A 16867-nucleotide genomic window follows, 5' to 3' on the forward strand; every position below is an offset into this window, starting at 1 on the left:
GCGGACGACGCCGGGCCCGGAGCGCACGGCCGTGCTCGAGGCCCGGCATCAGCGGTCCGGGAGCCTACAGGCCGAGGGACTCGAGCACGGGCAGTTCGGCGCGCACCCGGGATTTCGCCTCGGCTGCGGTCGGCGCGGCCACGGCGATCCCGGCGATCCGCTGCGCATCGGCGAGCGTGACGCTGTTCAGGACGGCGCCGACCCCGGCGAGGGCCCGCGGAGTCATCGACAGCGTCGAGATGCCCAGTCCCACCAGCACGACGGCGAGCGCAGGATCCGCCGCGGCCTCACCGCACACCCCGACCGGCTTCGCGTTCCCTTCGGCGGCCGAGCCCTCCACGGTCAGTTTCACCATCCGGAGGACGGCGGGCTGCCAGGAGTTGTTGAGGGCGGCGAGGGAGCCCAGCTGCCGGTCGGCGGCCATCGTGTACTGCGTGAGGTCGTTGGTTCCCAGGCTGGCGAAGGAGACCTCGCCGAGGATCGCCTCGGCCATGACAGCCGCCGAGGGGACCTCGACCATCACGCCGGGGGTCTGCAGGCCCGCGTTGCTGCAGAGCTTCGCGAAGTCCGCGGCCTCCTCCGCCGTCGAGATCATCGGTGCCATGACCCAGACGTCCGCGCTCGCCTGGGCGGCGGCATCGGCGATGGCCCTGAGCTGCCGTTCCAGGACGCCCGGCGACGTGAGGTCGGTCCGGTAGCCGCGGACACCGAGGGCGGGGTTGGGTTCGGACGTGTCGGTCAGGAAGGGCAGCGGCTTGTCCGCGCCGGCGTCCAGGGTGCGGACCACCACTTTCTTGCCGGGGAAGGCGTCGAAGACACCCTTGTAGGCTTCGAGCTGCTCCTGGGCCGTCGGCTCCGTGTCGCGGCCGAGGAAGCAGAACTCCGTCCGGAGCAGGCCCACACCCTGGGCCTTCGCCTCGGCGGCCTTGACGGCATCGGCTGCACCGCCGACATTGGCCAGGAGCGCGACCTCGTGCCCGTCCGCCGTCACGCCCACCCCGTCGAACACGGCCAGTGCCGCCGCTGCGTCCGCGTACGCCTCGGCGGCCGCTTCCTCCTCGGCGCCCGGCTCGAGGGTGAGGGTCCCGGCGGCGCCGTCGACGAAGACGGGGGTGCCCTCCTCGATGGCGTCCACGCCGGAGGCCGCCACGACGGCGGGCAGTCCTAGGGCGCGCGCGATGATGGCAGTGTGTGACTGGGGGCCGCCGCCGGAGGTGACGAGGGCGAGGACCACCGCGGGGTCCAGGGTGGCGGTGTCCGCCGGAGCCAGGTCCTCCGCGACCAGGATGAAGGGTGTGTCCGACGACGGGATGCCCGGCGCCGGGAGTCCGCGCAGTTCCGCGACGATCCGCGAGCGGACATCGAGCACATCGGCGGTGCGCTCGGCCATGTAGCCGCCGAGATTGTGCAGCATCTCCGCCACGGAGGAGCCCGCCTCCCAGACGGCCCGGGCCGGCGAGGCGCCGTTGTTGATGAGTTTCGTCGCGGACTTCAGCAGCAGCGGATCCGTCGCCATCAGCGACGTGGCCTGCAGAACGGCCTTGGCGTCACCCGTGGCGATACCGGCCCGGCGCTTGAGCTCCTCCTGCACGGCCCTCGCCGCGGCTTTGAGGGCTGCGACGGCCTCCTCCGGAGCGTCGCCACCGTGGCGCTCACCGGCGGGGGGCTCTCCCACCGACGGCGGCATGTGCCGGACCGGGCCGATCACGCGTCCGGGACTGACCCCGACACCTGCGAAATTCTCCATTGAACGTCCTCGTTTCCTTGCCGGTAGAACCTGGTCCAACACCATTGTGCCGCGCAAGGCAATTGTAGGGTGTGACCCGCTTCATATAACGCCGCTATAACTGCTACGCTAGCAGGCATGAAAAAGGGAGGCGAACAAGCGCCCAAGGTGAGGCTCCTCCGAGCTGCCGCGGCACTGCTCGCGGAGTCCGACGGGGAACCTGTGTCCACCCGGCAGATCACCGAGGTCGCCCGGGTGACGGCTCCCACCCTGTACCACCACTTCGGTGACAAGGAGGGACTCTTCGACGCCGTCGTCGCCGAGGGTTTCGCCGAGTACCTGGAGGCCGAAAGGAGCATCCCGACATCGGGCCAGCCGATCGAGGACCTCCGCAGGCACTGGGACAACCACGTGCGGTTCGGTCTCGACCACCCGCACCTGTATCTGGTGATGTTCGGGAACATCCGGCCCGAGCGCCGACCCACCATGGTGGCCACCGCGGAGGCGTTCCTCGAGGAGGTCCTGGCGCGGGCGGCCGCGGCGGCACGCCTCGTCGTCTCGCCCCACGAAGCCGCGCGCAGCATGCTGGCCGCCAATATCGGCGTCACCCTCATGCTGATCGCGGAGCCCGCGGCGAAGCGCAACCTCGAACTCTCGGCGATGACGCGCGAGGCCGTGATCTCGGCGGTGGCCACGGACTCCGAGTCGGATCCCGTGACCGACACCGAGGGGACGCCGTCCGTGGTGGTGGCGGCGATCGCCCTCAACGCGGCACTGCAGTCCTCGCATCCCGATCAGCTCTCCAGTTCGGAGCTGAAGCTCTTCCTCGAATGGCTCCAGAGAATATCCAGCCGCTCGGGAAGCTGACGCATCCCGACGACGCCATCCCTCCGCAGTGTTGCGGGGCCAACGGTTAGGAATGAATGTGGCTACACAAGTAGAAGCGAGAACCGGCACGAGTGCCCGGGTTCGCGTGCAGAAGTTCGGGACGTTCCTGTCCGGGATGATCATGCCCAACATCGGTGCCTTCATCGCCTGGGGCCTCGTCACGGCACTCTTCATCGAGGCGGGCTGGCTGCCCGTACCGCAGCTCGGTGGTTTCGGTGAGACCGACGGCGTCGCCAATGTGGGGCTCGTCGGGCCGATGATCACCTACCTGCTGCCGCTCCTGATCGCCTACACCGGCGGCCGGATGGTGTACGACGTCCGCGGTGGCGTGGTCGGCTCCATCGCGACGATGGGCGTGATCGTCGGTGCCGGCATCCCGATGTTCATCGGTGCCATGATCATGGGCCCCCTCGGCGGCTGGACCATGAAGAAGATCGACGCGATCTGGGACGGCAAGATCCGGCCGGGCTTCGAGATGCTCGTCAACAACTTCTCCGCCGGTATCTGGGGAGCCGTGCTGGCGTTGGTCGGCTTCTTCGGTGTATCGCCCCTGGTCGAGGCATTCAGCACGGGCGCGGGCAACGTGGTCCAGTTCCTGGTCAACAACGGCCTGCTGCCGCTCACCAGCATCTTCATCGAGCCGGCGAAGGTCCTCTTCCTCAACAACGCCATCAACCACGGCGTGCTGACCCCGCTGGGTGTCCAGCAGTCGCTGGAGCAGGGGAAGTCCATCCTCTTCCTGCTGGAGGCCAACCCCGGTCCGGGCCTCGGGATCCTGCTCGCCTACATGATCTTCGGGCGCGGTGCCGCCAAGGCATCCGCTTCCGGTGCCGCCATCATCCACTTCGTCGGCGGCATCCACGAGATCTATTTCCCGTACGTCCTGATGCGCCCGCTGCTCATTCTCGCCGCCATTGCCGGCGGTATGACGGGTATCGCAACCCTGAGCATCACGAACGCCGGTCTCGTGGCACCCGCTGCTCCAGGATCCATCATCGCGGTGCTCGCCCAGACGGCCCGTGACAGCTACTTCGGTGTCGGCCTGTCCGTCGTGCTCGCAACCGCCGTGTCCTTCCTCGTCGCCTCGGTCATCCTCAAGACGGGCAAGCAGGACGACGGCGACCTGGCGGCTGCCGCCACGAAGATGGAAGGCCTCAAGGGGAAGAAGAGCTCCGTGGCCGGCAACTTCAGCTCCACGACGGGCACCGACGGACCCATCCGCAACATCGTGTTCGCCTGCGATGCCGGGATGGGCTCTTCCGCGATGGGCGCCTCGGTGCTCCGCAACAAGATCAAGGCGGCCGGGTTCCCCGACGTCAAGGTCACCAACCTCGCCATAGCCAACCTGAAGGACGACTACGACGTCGTCGTCACGCACCAGGATCTCGCCGCGCGCGCCGAGCCCCTGACGCAGGGCGCTACGCACGTTGCTGTCGACAACTTCATGAACAGCCCGCGCTATGACGAGATCGTGGAATTGGTCCGCGCCAGCGCGGCAGCCGAGGGAGGCGTCGATCCTAAGGACCCGATGCCTGCCGCTGCGGCGTCCGAGGCCGACTCCGGTAGTGCCGCCAACGACGTCCTCGCAGAGGAAAGCGTCGTCCTGGACGGTAGGGCGACCACGCAGGAGGATGCCATCAACGAGGCCGGCCGGCTGCTGGTGGACCGCGGCGCGGTGGACTCCGGCTACGTTGCGGCCATGCACGAGCGTGAGAAGTCCGTCCCGACCTACATGGGCAACTTCCTGGCGATCCCGCACGGCACCAATGACGCCAAGGACCTCATCAAGCGATCGGCAGTGTCGATCATCCGTTACCCCGAGGGCATCGATTGGAACGGCAAGCAGGTCAAGTTCGTGGTGGGGGTGGCCGGCCGGAACAACGAGCACCTGTCCATCCTGTCCGCGATCGCCCGCGTGTTCTCCGACAAGGAACAGGTGGCGCAACTCGAGAACGCGACAACGGTCGATGAAGTGCTCGCGCTCTTCGGAAAGGTCAACGCCTAGTGAAGGCCGTCCATTTCGGAGCCGGTAACATCGGCCGCGGCTTCGTGGGGCTCCTGCTCCACGAGGCCGGGTACGAGGTGGTCTTCGCCGACGTCGCGGATGCCCTGATCGATCAGCTGGCCTCGACACCCAGCTACGACGTGCACGAGGTCGGCGAAGAGCCGGCGGTGAAGACGGTGGACAACTACCGTGCGGTGAACTCGCGCACGCAGGAGGAGGACGTCGTCGCCGAGATCAGCAGCGCGGATATCGTCACCACCGCCGTGGGCCCGAACGTGCTGCGCTTCCTCGCGCCCGTCATCGCCCGGGCGGTCGCCCGCCGCAGTGAGGACCTGGCGCCACTGCAGGTCATGGCGTGCGAGAACGCCATCAACGCGACGGACATCCTGCGCAGGGAGGTCGAGCAGGCCTACGACGGCGTCCCGGCCGAGCTTGCGAGGCGGGCGATCTTCGCCAACACGGCAGTGGACCGGATCGTCCCGGACCAGGCCGCCGGACAGGGCCTCGACGTCACGGTGGAGACGTTCTTCGAATGGGTCATCGACCGTACCCCCTTCGAGGGCCGTGCGCCGGAGATCCCCGGAGCCACGTACGTCGACGACCTCGAGCCGTACATCGAGCGGAAACTATTCACCGTCAACACGGGCCACGCGGCGGCGGCCTACTTCGGGTCGGCGGCCGGCGTGGAGACTATCGCCGATGCCATGGCCGACGACGCCGTCGCGGCCCGGGTGGGGGCTGTGCTGGAGGAGACGAAGCAGTTGCTCGTGGCGAAGCACGGGTTCGACCCTGCGGAGCAGGAGGCCTATGTGCAGAAGATCCTGCGACGCTTCACGAACAGGCACCTCCCGGACACGGTGGTGCGCGTCGGCAGGGCGCCGCAGCGGAAGCTCAGCCGCAGGGAACGCTTCGTGGGGCCGGCCGCCGAGCTCGCCGAGCGGGGCACGCACCCCGCAGCGCTGCTCGAGGCGATGCGGGCCGCGCTGTCCTTCTCCGCGCCCGACGACCCCGAGGTCGCCGCGCTGGCCGAGATCCTCGCCACCCAGGAACCGTCCGAGGCGACGACGTCGATCACCGGCCTCGAGGCGGACCATCCGCTGTACCCGTCGGTACTGGACCTGATCGAGCAGCACGCGCCGGTGCACCCCGCCGGATAGGCAGAACAGCAGGGCCCGAAAGCGGAGAAAGGGAGCAGCGTCGGCTGCTCCCTTTCTCCGTTCGCGAACCATCAGCCCTTGACGAACAGTGCACTGAATTCTAGGTTCTTAAGGAAAGCGTTTTCCAAACAAGGGATTCAATGATGAGTTCGGTACAGAAAACAGCAGCCTCCGCCTGCGTGGCACTCGCCACCGGCGCACTCCTGACACTCTCGGGACTGTCCGTCCCGGCGATGGCCCAGGGCATGGCCAACGCGGCGCCGATCGGGGGAGTCCAGCTCGAGTACCTCGACCGTGGCGTCGTCGTCGTCGCCACCCCGGAGGGGGTCTTCCTCAGCTGGCGATTCCTGACGACCGACGCCACCGGAGCGACGGCCGCAGGGCTCACCGGTGCGGACTTCACGGTGTATCGCGACGGGGAACCCATCGCCACCGTCACGGACAGCACGAACTACCTCGACACCTCCACGGCCGGCGGCACCGGAGCACCCGCCGCCGAGTACAGCATCGGCACCGTCGTCGATGGCGTGGAGGTGGAACGCAGCGCGGAGACCTCGCCATGGGCGCAGGCCTCCATCGATCTGCCCCTGGTCAAACCGGCCGACGGAGTCACTCCGGCGGGGGAGCCCTACACCTACGCGGCCAACGACATGAGCGTCGGTGACGTCACCGGCGACGGCGCTTACGAATTCATCGTCCAGTGGGATCCGTCGAACTCGAAGGACGTCTCGCAGGCCGGCTACACGGGAAACACCTTCATCGACACCTACACGCTCGACGGTCGCCTCCTCAATCGCGTGGATCTGGGTGTCAACATCCGATCGGGCGCGCACTACACGCAGTTCATGGTCTCGGACTTCGACGGTGACGGCCGCTCGGAGATGATGATGAAGACGGCGCCCGGCACGAAGACCACCACCTACGGCCCGGGCGGAGAGGTGGTCGCGGAGCAGTACGTGACCCTGCCGGAGTCCGACGTCGCCGCCGGAGTGCAGCACTCCGACGACTACCGCCTGAGTGCCGACGGCTACTTCGAACACGTCGTGGACATGTTCCAGGGGTGGCAGGATCATCCGGAGGTGGTCGCAGGGAACTGGCCTGCCACCCTCGAGGAGGCGTTCGGGATCGAGCAGCGGAACGACTATCCGCTGACCGAGGCCGACGCGCGCTCCATGGCCGACTACTTCGTGGACGTCTACGCGCCGTCGCGGAGCACCCGCAACAACCTCAGGGCCTTCGAGGGTTTCGTGGTGGACGGGCCCGAGTACCTCAGCGTGTTCGACGGCGAGACGGGGCGCGAACTCGAGACGGTCCCGTACCTCCCGGGACGCGGGGACGACGGCCTGCTGTGGGGCGACTACGCCATGGCGCGCATCGAGCCGGGCAACAGGGTGGACCGTTTCCTTGCCGGCGTGGCCTACCTCGACGGCGAGAACCCCTCGGCCGTCTTCGCCCGCGGCTACTACACGCGGGCCACGATCGTGGCCTACAGCTGGGACGGCAGCCGGCTGACGCAGGACTGGAACGTGGACTCGGGGCACGTCCCCATGTCCAACCCCTTCAACGACGGCCCGCACGGCGGGACAGGTTCCAGTGAGGAGTTCGGAACGCTCGCCGGGCAGGGATTCCACTCCCTGAGCGCGGCCGATGTAGACGGCGACGGCAGGCACGAGATCGTCTACGGAAGCGCGACGATCGACGACGACGGGTCGCTGCTCTACAGCTCCTTCGACACCCTTCCGGCCGGCAGCGCCGCGCCTGGTACCGAGGCGAAGCTCGGGCACGGCGATGCCATGCACGTGGCCGATATCGATCCCGACCGGCCCGGCCTCGAGATCTTCTCCGTCCACGAGGGCGGAGCGTATGCGCCGTACGGATGGGTGATGCGCGACGCCGCCGACGGGGAAGTGCTCTTCGGCGGGTACACGGGCAGGGACACGGGTCGCGGCATGATCGGCGACATCGACCCGGCGGTCCGAGGGCTCGAGAACTGGGCCGTGGGACTCCGCTCCGCAAGCGGCGATCCGCTGACCGGTAACGGCCCGGGCACGAACATGAGTATCCGGTGGGCGGCGGACGGCACCACGCAGATCGTCAACGGCTCGGGGAACCAGGACGTCAGGATCGACGACGCGCAGCGAGGACGCCTGCTGACTGCGACAGGTGCCCGGACGAACAACGGGACCAAGGGCAATCCCTCGCTCGTGGCCGACGTGTTCGGCGACTGGAGGGAGGAGCTGCTGGTCCGCACGACGGACAGCTCGGCGATCCGCATCCTCACGAGTACCGAGGTGACGGACCGGAAGCTGTACACGCTCATGCACGATCCCCAGTACCGGGCCGAGATCGCGCGGCAGAACACGTCCTACAACCAGCCCGCCTACACCGGCTTCTACTTGGCGTCGGACACCGACTTCACGCAGGTTCCCGTTCCTGCGGCCTTCCTGCCAGGGGCTCTGCCTGCAGTGCAGCGCCAGTTCGAGGAATTCGTTGCATCGGGTGACATCGCCGGTCCTGCCGTCCAGCAACTCCGGGCATCGCTCGACCAGGCCCAGCGGGCCGTCGAGAGGGACCAGGCCGGCAACGCGGCGAGGTCGGTCGAGAAGTTCCTCGAGCGGCTCGGAAAGGAGCGGCCGGGATCGATCACCGGAGCGGCGCGCACGGCGCTCGGCTACTCCGCGTCCCTGGTGCTGCCGACCCTGAGGTGACGGCGTCGGAATGAAGATGTCCGGCAGTGCCGCGTGCGGACGGGTACGCGGCCCTGCCGGATCCGCGCCTGCAGGACGGCGCGCCACCCGCTACGGATTGTTCGGTAGATTGGCGGGTGTGAGCACTGCTTCCCATGACCTGCTGTCGATCGTCTACTCGAGCAGCGCCGCCCATCCCTACGACGACGCGGACCTCGGAGCGCTCCTCGCGTTGAGCCGGGACAACAACGCGCGGAACGGGCTGACCGGCATGCTGCTCTACCGCAACGGACGCTTCCTCCAGGTCCTCGAGGGACCGGAGGACGTCCTCCGGCGGCGGATGTCCATCATCGCCGCCGACCCGGAGCACACCGATGTCCGGATCCTGCTGCAGGCGACCATCGACGAACGGCAGTTCCCTGACTGGACGATGGGCTACGAGAGCGTGTCGGACAGCATGGCGGACGAGGTGCCGGGCTACCGCACCACGTTCTCCGACCTCGACCGTGAGCAGGATCCCACCCAGTCCCTCCAGGCGCTCAGGGAACTGATCCGGTGGTTCCAGGACCGCGCCGTCCAGCTGCGCTGATCGGCCCGGTCGACGTATGCCCGATCCCGTGATGCGTCCCACCGGCGTCGACCCTGCGGCCTTCCTCGCCGCCGTCCCGCACCCTGTCCGCCGACGTGACGGAGAAGCGCTCCTCGCGCTGATGCTGGAAGCGACGGGTGAGCCCGCTGCGATGTGTGGGGCGACGATCGTGGGCTTCGGGTCATACCACTATTCCCATGCGTCAGGTCATCACGGTGATGCCGCGGCCGTCGGGTTCTCGCCGCGAAAGGCGCACCTGGTCCTCCACGGTGTGACCTACGGTCCCCGCGCGGAGGAGATCCTTCCGCGGCTGGGAAAGCATCGCCGCGGAGCGGGATGCCTCTACGTGACCACCCTTGCCGACGTGGACAGGGGCGTCCTGCGGCTTCTGGTCCGCGAGGGGTACGACTACGCCACGAGGGTCCTGGACGTTCCGCCGAGGCCCTGAACGTCCAGCCCCCGCTCGACCTGAAAGAACGCCCTGCCGGGCGACCTGGCCGGGCGCCCTGCCGGACGACGACGGAGCCGGTGCGCGGGTCAGCCGCCGACGAGTTCGCGGATGAAGGACAGGTGCTCGACGTCCTGGAAGGCGCCGCCCTGCTCGTGCCCGTTGTAGGGGTAGACCTTCATGCGTTTGGGGCCCGCGTAGTGGTTGTGGGCCGCGAAGACGCACGACGGCGGGCAGACGTCGTCGAGCAGGCCGACGGAGAACATCGCAGGGGCGGTGCTGCGCGCCGCGAAGTTGACGCCGTCGAAGTAGCCGAGGGTCCGGAAGACCCCCTCGACGTCGTTCCGGCGCGTGCCGAGGTACTTCACGATCTCGGAGTAAGGGGCGGTGTCGACGGTCTCCGTGGCGTGCCGCATGTGTGCGAGGAACGGGACATCGACGATGGCCCCGACGGGCGGGGTGTCGTTCACCCGCGGCGTGAGGGCAGCGGCTGCGAGCGTGATCCCGCCGCCCTGGCTCCCGCCGGAGACCACCACGCGGGCGGCGTCGACGGCTGGATGCGCCTGGGCGGCCTCCACCGCGTGGACGGCGTCGACGAAAACGCGCCGGTAGTAGTACGTGTCGGGGCTCCCGATGCCGAGCGTCATGAAGCCGCCGGCGTGGGGCCCCGTCAAGGTGCCGTCCGCCGTGTCGCCGGATCGGTGACCGGAGCCCTGGCCACGAAGGTCCATGACGAAGTGCGCGACGCCGGCGCTGGGCAGCGCGGTCCATTCGCCGAGCAGCCCGCGCCCGCCGCCGTAGCCGATGAAGGTGATGACGGTCGGGAGCGGTCCGGCGAGATGCCGTGGCCGCAGCAGCCACGCCTTGATGGGCTCTCCGCCGTAGCCGGCGAACGTGACGTCCTCGGTCACCAGCTGGGAGTAGCCCGCCCGGACTTCCTCGAACAGGGGAGGTGCCACATGCCTGCGCTGTTCGGACAGCGTTCGGTCCCAGAAGGCGTCGTAGTCGGCGGGCTCGTCGCGCTCGGGCAGATACCGGCGCAGCTCTGACAGAGGGCGGTCGAAATGGGGCATGGTGTGCATCCTTTCATGCGGGGATGAGCGAGGATAGACCGCGGACGGGCCCGACCGCGAAAGACTGTTGACCGTTGATACGATTCAATCTACGCTGTCGGATAACGCTTTCCCAAGGCGCCCCACGATGGCTGACGACGAAGTTTTCCAGGAGGACAACGATGTTCCGCACACTCTCACGACGCACGCTGACAGGGGTCGCGGCCCTGGCCGCCACCGGACTGGTCCTGACCGGATGCGGCGGCGGTGGGGCCGAGCCCGCAGCCCTCGACACCGACGAGCAGATCACGCTCAACTACACCTTCTGGGGCAACGACGATCGTGCGGCTCGGTATGACGAAGCCATCGCGGCGTTCGAGGAGGAGTACCCGAACATCACCATCAATGACACGTTCACCGACTACCCCTCCTACTGGGAGAAGCGACAGACCGAAGCCGCGGGTGGCGGACTTCCCGACGTCATGCAGTTCGACTACACCTATCTCCGCCAGTACGGCGACAACGGCCTCCTGCTGAACCTCGAGGACTATTTCGGCAACGGGATCACCACCGACGCCATCGACGAGGGCCTGCTGTCCACCGGCACGCTCGAGAACGGCACGTTCGCCATCCCCACCGGCTACAGTGCCTGGTCCGTGTTCCAGAATCCGGGCCTGCTGGCCGAGACCGGCGTCGAGCCCTACGAGGGCGGTACGAGCTGGGACGACTACGACGCCTACATGGCATCCGTCACCGAGGCGGGCGGGGGCGACGTGTACGGCGGTACCGACACCACCCAGCGTATCCAGGACCTCGAGCTCAAGCTGCGCCAGCAGGGCAGGGAGCTCTTCACCGAGGAGGGCGAACTGAACTTCACCCAGGAGGAGCTCGCCGAGCACTGGGCGGAGGGCCAGGAGAACCGCGAGAACGTCACGGTACCGCAGAGCAAGCTCGAGGAGATCAACCCCGTGTCCGGCTTCGGTGGCAACCTGACCACCAGTGAGATGAGCTGGAGCAACTTCCTCGGAGGGTACCTCGGTGACTCCGGTGCCGAGGAGATCACCATCGTCGCCCCGCCCACCAGCAATCCGGACGAGAAGGACCTCTACCGCAAGGTGGGCCTCATGCAGGCGGCGTCCGCCTCGACCGAGCACCCCGAGGCCGCGGCCGCGTTCGTCGACTTCCTCATCAACAGCCCCGAGGTGGGCGGGATCTTCGGAGCGACGCTCGGCATCCCTGCCTCCGACACGCAGCTCGAGGGAGCGAACCTCGAAGGGCCGGACAAGGCCGTCAAGGACTACCTCGACTCCATCGAGGACCGCATGGGCGAGGCCCCGGCAGCGCCCGTGGCCGGCTTCGGTGCCATCGAGCAGACCTTCTGGGATCTGGGCAAGTCGATCGGCCTCGGAACCGTCACCCCGGAGGAGGCGGCGAAGCAGTTCTTCGACGAAGCCGCCGTCACGCTCGACAGCTAGCAGGTTCGAGAGCTCAGCAGACAAAGGAGTTTGACCGTGACCACGGATTCGGCGCACGCGCCGTCAACAGACCGCAGCGCCGCATCCGGCGCCCGCCCGGTGGACAGCCACCGGGCGGGCGGGTCACGGCTCCGCCGAACCCGCCGCCGCGATTCACTGGCGGGCTACATCTTCCTCTCGCCCTGGCTGCTCGGCTTCGTCGGCCTGACGCTGGGGCCGATGCTGGCGTCGCTCTACCTCGCCTTCACCGACTACAACCTCTTCACCGCCCCCGAGTGGACCGGACTGGAGAACCTCAGCCGCATGGCGGACGACGAGAAGTTCTGGGGCTCGGTGCGGATCACCCTGATCTACGTGCTGGTGGGCACCCCCATCAAGCTCGCGGCTGCCCTCGCGGTGGCCATGCTCCTCAACTACAAGGCCAAGGGCACGGGGTTCTTCCGCTCGGCCTTCTACGCTCCGAGCCTCATCGGTGCCAGCGTCAGCATCGCCATCGTCTGGCGGGCGATGTTCTCCACCGATGGTCCGGTGGACGGCACGCTCAACCTCTTCGGGATCAACCTCGGCGGCTGGATCGGGAATCCGTCCCTCATCATGCCGATGATGATCCTGCTCGCGGTCTGGCAGTTCGGCGCTCCCATGGTGATCTTCCTCGCCGGACTCAAGGGAGTGCCGGCGGAGCTGTACGAGGCGGCGTCCGTCGATGGTGCGAAGGCCTGGCGCAAGTTCGTCAGCGTCACGGTGCCGATGCTTTCACCCGTCATCTTCTTCAACCTGCTCCTGGAGATGATCAACGCCTTCCAGGTCTTCGCGTCGGCGTACATCATCGGATCAGGTACCGGCGGACCCGGCGGCGCCACGAACTTCTACACCGTGTACCTCTACACGAGGGCCTTCACGAACAACCAGATGGGCTACGCGTCGGCGATGGCCTGGGTGTTGCTGCTCGCCGTCGGGGTGCTCGCCGTCATCCTCTTCCGCACCTCCAAGAGCTGGGTCCACTACGCAGGAGATTCCAAGTGACCACGATCGAATCCAACCCTGCCGTCCCGGTCCCCTCGGATCCGGAACACCGCACGCAGCCGGGTCCCCGCCGTCGTCCGATGCGCCACCACGCCCCCACAGCGCTCTGGGTGGTGGGGATCGTAGCCCTGACGGCCCTCGTGCTGTATCCGCTGCTGTGGATGTTCTCGGCCTCGCTCAAGCCGAGCTCCGAGTTCGGCAGCAACCAGGGCTTCTTCCCGGAGAACCCGACCTTGGACAACTTCGTGAAGGTGATGCAGGGCATCGCCGGGATCCCGACCTGGAAGTTCTTCCTCAACTCCCTGCTCCTCGGTGTCGGCGCGGTGATCGGTACCGTGATCTCCTCGTCCATGGCGGCCTACGCCTTCTCCCGCATCAATTTCCGCGGCAGCAAGATCCTCTTCGCAGCGATGATCGGGACCCTGCTGCTGCCCTTCCATGTGCTGATCATCCCGCAGTACATCATCTTCAGGAATCTCGGTCTGATCGACACGTTCTGGCCGCTGCTGGCCGGCAAGTTCCTCGCCACCGAAGCGTTCTTCGTGTTCCTGATGGTGCAGTTCATCCGCAACCTGCCCCGCGAGCTGGACGAGGCCGCGCGGATCGATGGCTGCGGACACGGACGCATCTTCTTCTCGATCACGCTCCCGCTGATCAAACCCGCCCTGATCACCTCTTCCATCTTCGCGTTCATCTGGAGTTGGAACGACTTCCTCGGTCCGCTGCTGTACTTGAACTCGCCGGACAAGTACCCGCTGCCGCTCGCGCTGCGGATCTTCAACGACCAGACGAGCACCTCCGATTACGGGGCGACGATCGCTATCTCCGTCCTCGCCCTGCTCCCGGTCATGCTGTTCTTCATCATCTTCCAGCGCTTCCTGGTCGACGGCGTCGCCACCCAGGGCCTCAAGGGATGAGCAGGGGCCGGCGCGATCCCGCCGCTGAGCGCGGACGGCAGGCTGCCGTCCGAGATGGCAGCGCGGTCCGTTGGCCGGGCGCGACGGCGAAGTTCGCTCTCTTCGGAGAGGTGCTCTGGGTCGGCGTCCTGTGCTGCGCGGCGGGTCTGGGGATCATCACCATCCCGGCCTCGTTCGCCGCCGGGTCCGCGCACCTCCACCGCTTCCTGCGCGCCGAGGACTCGACCGTCCGGCAGTTCGCCGCCGACTTCGCCGCCGCCTTGCGGACGGGCTGGCTCGCCGGCCTCGGAGTCGCGGTCGTGGCGTCCCTGCTGCTGCTGGACATCGTCGTCGCCGGTTCCGGGCTCCTGCCCGCCGGGCGGGTCATCCTGGCCGCCGGCGTTATCCTTCTGATCGGGCTGTTGTCCGCGCTCGTGGGAACCACCGCCCGCTGGCAGACGACGAGGTCCTGGCGGGCCGCCGGTCTCCTCTGGCTGCGGGACGCGCGGGAGGATCCTGCAGGCGTCCTGTGGGTCGCGGCCGCCTGCGTCCTCACGGCGATGGTGGCCTGGCAGCTTCCGCCCCTGATCGTCCCGGGGATCGGCTGCCTCGTCTTCGCCGCCCTCGCGACGGCGGTGCGGGAGCGCCGGCGCCGGTCCTGACCGCACCTTGACAGCGAGCGGTTCCCACCGGGCCGCCGATCGCACGCCCCCAGCAGAACTCCCACGACCGGCTGCCCCAGCCATCGCCAGCCCCAGACCCCAGGAGACCACGTGCATTACGGCGCCGACTACAACCCCGAGCAATGGCCCGAGGAGGTCTGGCCGGAGGACGTGGCCCGCATGCGCGAGGCAGGCGTGACCATGGTGAGCGTCGGAATCTTCTCGTGGGCACGCATCCAGCCGTCGGAGCACGAGTTCGACTTCGAGTGGCTCGACCGCATCATCGACCTGCTCCACGAGGCAGGGATCGCCGTGGACCTCGCGACGGCGACGGCATCGCCTCCGCCCTGGGCGACCGTCGCCTACCCGGAGATGCTCGCGGCGGACGAAAAAGGTACGCCCTACTGGCACGGCAGCCGCCAGCACTATGCGCCGTCGTCGCCGGCCTACCGCAAGCTCGCATCGGCGCTCGTCACGCGGATCGCCGAGCGGTACGCGGATCATCCCGCCGTCGTGCTGTGGCACGTGAACAACGAGTACGGCTGCCACCTGAACACGGACTACTCGGACGCGGCACGCGATGCCTTCCGACGATGGCTGCAGGAGCGGTACGGGAGCATCGACCTGCTCAACGACGCGTGGGGCACGATGTTCTGGTCGCAGCGCTACGGGTCCTTCGCCGAGGTCTTCCCGCCGCGGCACGCCCCGTACAGCCACAACCCGGGGCAATTGCTGGACTATCGGCGTTTCACATCGGACATGCTCCTGGAGTGCTACCGGATGGAGCGGGACATCATCCGCGCGGCCGGGGCCGTCCAGCCCATCACCACGAATTTCATGGGTGCCTTCAAGCCCGTGGACTACGCGCGGTGGGCGGCTGAGCTCGACGTCATCAGTGACGATCTCTACCCGGACCCGAACGACCCCGAGGGCTTCCGTGAGGGTGCATTCCACGGCGACCTGATGCGGTCCCTGAAACCCGGGACCCCGTGGCTCCTTATGGAGCAGGCCACCAACGCGGTGAACTGGCGGCCCACCAACGCCCCGAAGGCCCCGGGCCAGCTCGCCGCGCAGAGCATGCAGGCCGTGGCCCGCGGCGCCGACGCCATCCTGTTCTTCCAGTGGCGGCAATCCAGGGCCGGATCGGAGAAGTTCCACTCCGCCATGCTCCCGCACGCCGGGACGCAGACCCGCACCTGGCGCGAGGTCGTGTCCCTCGGCGGAGACCTCGGCCGGCTGCCGGACCTGCCGGCCGACGACGGTGCCGCCCGGGTCGCGCTCCTGTTCGACTGGGAGAACTGGTGGGCCATCGAGAACCCTGACCACCCCACCTCGCTGGACTACCTGTCCCTGGTGCGCGGTTGGTACGACGCGGTCCACCGCATGCACGTGCAGGTGGACATCCTCCCGCCGACCGCGGACCTGTCGCGTTATGCCGTGGTCCTCGCCCCGCACCTGTACCTCCTCACGGGACCGGCGGCCGCGAATCTGGCCGGCTTCGTCGAGCAGGGCGGGCATCTGCTCGTGACCGCGTTCAGCGATGTGGCCGACGAGTGCGACCGTTTCCGTCCAGGCGGCTTCGGCACGCAGTTGAGGCACCTGCTGGGTGTCGTCATCGAGGACTTCGGGGCGCTCGCGGACGCCGGCTCGGAGGGCCCGGGAGAGCAGCGGGTGCTGGTCGCGGGTCCGGGCATCGCGTTCGCCGGGTCAACCCTCGCGGAGGAGCTTCATGCCGTGGACGCACGGGTCCTGGCGAGGTTCGAGGGCGGCCGTCGGGACGGGCAGCCGGCGCTGACCGAGCGAGTCCACGGCGAGGGATCGGCCTGCTACCTCGCCACCGTTCCCGATGACGTCGGTGCGCGGCAGGTCCTCGGCCGTCTGTTCGCGGCGGCGGGTGTCGAGCCGGTTCATCCGGGCCTGCCGCCGATGGTGGAAGCGATCCGCCGCGGCCCGCTGCTGACGCTCATCAACCACGGACGTGAGCCCGTCGACATCGATGTCCGGGGGGAGGATGTGCTCGGCGGCGTCGACGTCCGGAGCGTCGTCCTGCAGCCGTTCGGCTACGTCCTGCTGCTCAGCCCTGCCCGGTCGGTGTCGGGCCTGCCGGAGCGACAGGCAGGGCAGGACCCTGCTGCGGTGGACGCGGGCCCTGCCGGCGCTACCGGCGGCCACAGCCCGGGGACAGGACCAGCCGACTGACACATGTCACCTGAGGTTCTCAGGCCGTACCGGAGGAGTCCACCCGGCCGATGCGGAGCG

Annotated in this window: 13 protein-coding genes; 11 read left to right on the plus strand and 2 right to left on the minus strand. The window is 68.1% G+C overall.

Annotated features, from left to right (window positions below):
- Nucleotides 1-64 precede the first annotated feature (64 nt).
- Nucleotides 65-1747 carry a phosphoenolpyruvate--protein phosphotransferase gene (ptsP, locus tag ACX80F_RS00765; RefSeq protein ID WP_459334476.1) on the minus strand — a complete coding sequence of 561 codons (1683 nt, stop codon included), beginning with the start codon at nt 1745-1747 and terminating at the stop codon, nt 65-67.
- Nucleotides 1748-1864: 117 nt separating this feature from the next.
- Here ptsP and ACX80F_RS00770 point away from each other — a divergent pair, with 117 nt between their 5' ends.
- The 6 genes from ACX80F_RS00770 (at nt 1865) to ACX80F_RS00795 (ending at nt 9500) form a co-directional block, all read left to right on the plus strand.
- A complete protein-coding gene (locus tag ACX80F_RS00770; protein WP_459334477.1) occupies nt 1865-2593 on the plus strand; it encodes a TetR/AcrR family transcriptional regulator in 729 nt (242 codons plus the stop codon).
- A gap of 58 nt (nt 2594-2651) precedes the next feature.
- Complete coding sequence (locus ACX80F_RS00775) at nt 2652-4619, plus strand: PTS mannitol transporter subunit IICBA (protein WP_459334478.1); 1968 nt, start codon at nt 2652-2654, stop codon at nt 4617-4619.
- Nucleotides 4619-5776, plus strand: coding sequence for a mannitol-1-phosphate 5-dehydrogenase (locus ACX80F_RS00780; protein ID WP_459334479.1), 1158 nt, complete (start codon nt 4619-4621; stop codon nt 5774-5776). The genes ACX80F_RS00775 and ACX80F_RS00780 overlap by 1 nt, the downstream gene beginning before the upstream one ends.
- 140 nt (nt 5777-5916) lie before the next feature.
- Nucleotides 5917-8484, plus strand: coding sequence for a rhamnogalacturonan lyase (locus ACX80F_RS00785; protein WP_459334480.1), 2568 nt, complete (start codon nt 5917-5919; stop codon nt 8482-8484).
- Nucleotides 8485-8602: 118 nt separating this feature from the next.
- The gene (locus ACX80F_RS00790) at nt 8603-9052 is read left to right on the plus strand and encodes a BLUF domain-containing protein (protein WP_459334481.1); all 450 of its coding nucleotides are present in this window, start codon (nt 8603-8605) and stop codon (nt 9050-9052) included.
- A gap of 31 nt (nt 9053-9083) precedes the next feature.
- Entirely contained in the window at nt 9084-9500 is a 417-nt protein-coding gene (locus ACX80F_RS00795) for a DUF1801 domain-containing protein (protein WP_459334934.1), read from the plus strand.
- 89 nt (nt 9501-9589) lie between these two features.
- Here ACX80F_RS00795 and ACX80F_RS00800 read toward each other — a convergent pair whose 3' ends face one another.
- Nucleotides 9590-10573, minus strand: a complete 984-nt coding sequence (locus tag ACX80F_RS00800) for an acetylxylan esterase (protein ID WP_459334482.1) — start codon at nt 10571-10573, stop codon at nt 9590-9592.
- A gap of 161 nt (nt 10574-10734) precedes the next feature.
- Between ACX80F_RS00800 and ACX80F_RS00805 the strand changes: the two genes are divergently transcribed.
- From ACX80F_RS00805 to ACX80F_RS00825, 5 genes are all read left to right on the plus strand, one after another.
- A complete protein-coding gene (locus ACX80F_RS00805) occupies nt 10735-12027 on the plus strand; it encodes an ABC transporter substrate-binding protein (protein WP_459334483.1) in 1293 nt (430 codons plus the stop codon).
- Nucleotides 12028-12126: 99 nt separating this feature from the next.
- Entirely contained in the window at nt 12127-13050 is a 924-nt protein-coding gene (locus ACX80F_RS00810; RefSeq protein WP_459334935.1) for a carbohydrate ABC transporter permease, read from the plus strand.
- Nucleotides 13051-13055: 5 nt separating this feature from the next.
- Nucleotides 13056-13967, plus strand: coding sequence for a carbohydrate ABC transporter permease (locus ACX80F_RS00815; RefSeq protein WP_459334936.1), 912 nt, complete (start codon nt 13056-13058; stop codon nt 13965-13967).
- The gene (locus ACX80F_RS00820; RefSeq protein ID WP_459334484.1) at nt 13964-14608 is read left to right on the plus strand and encodes a hypothetical protein; all 645 of its coding nucleotides are present in this window, start codon (nt 13964-13966) and stop codon (nt 14606-14608) included. The genes ACX80F_RS00815 and ACX80F_RS00820 overlap by 4 nt, the downstream gene beginning before the upstream one ends.
- Nucleotides 14609-14719: 111 nt before the next feature.
- A complete protein-coding gene (locus ACX80F_RS00825; protein ID WP_459334485.1) occupies nt 14720-16807 on the plus strand; it encodes a beta-galactosidase in 2088 nt (695 codons plus the stop codon).
- Nucleotides 16808-16867 lie beyond the last annotated feature (60 nt).

The sequence above is a fragment of the Arthrobacter sp. TMS2-4 genome (genome assembly GCF_054511075.1).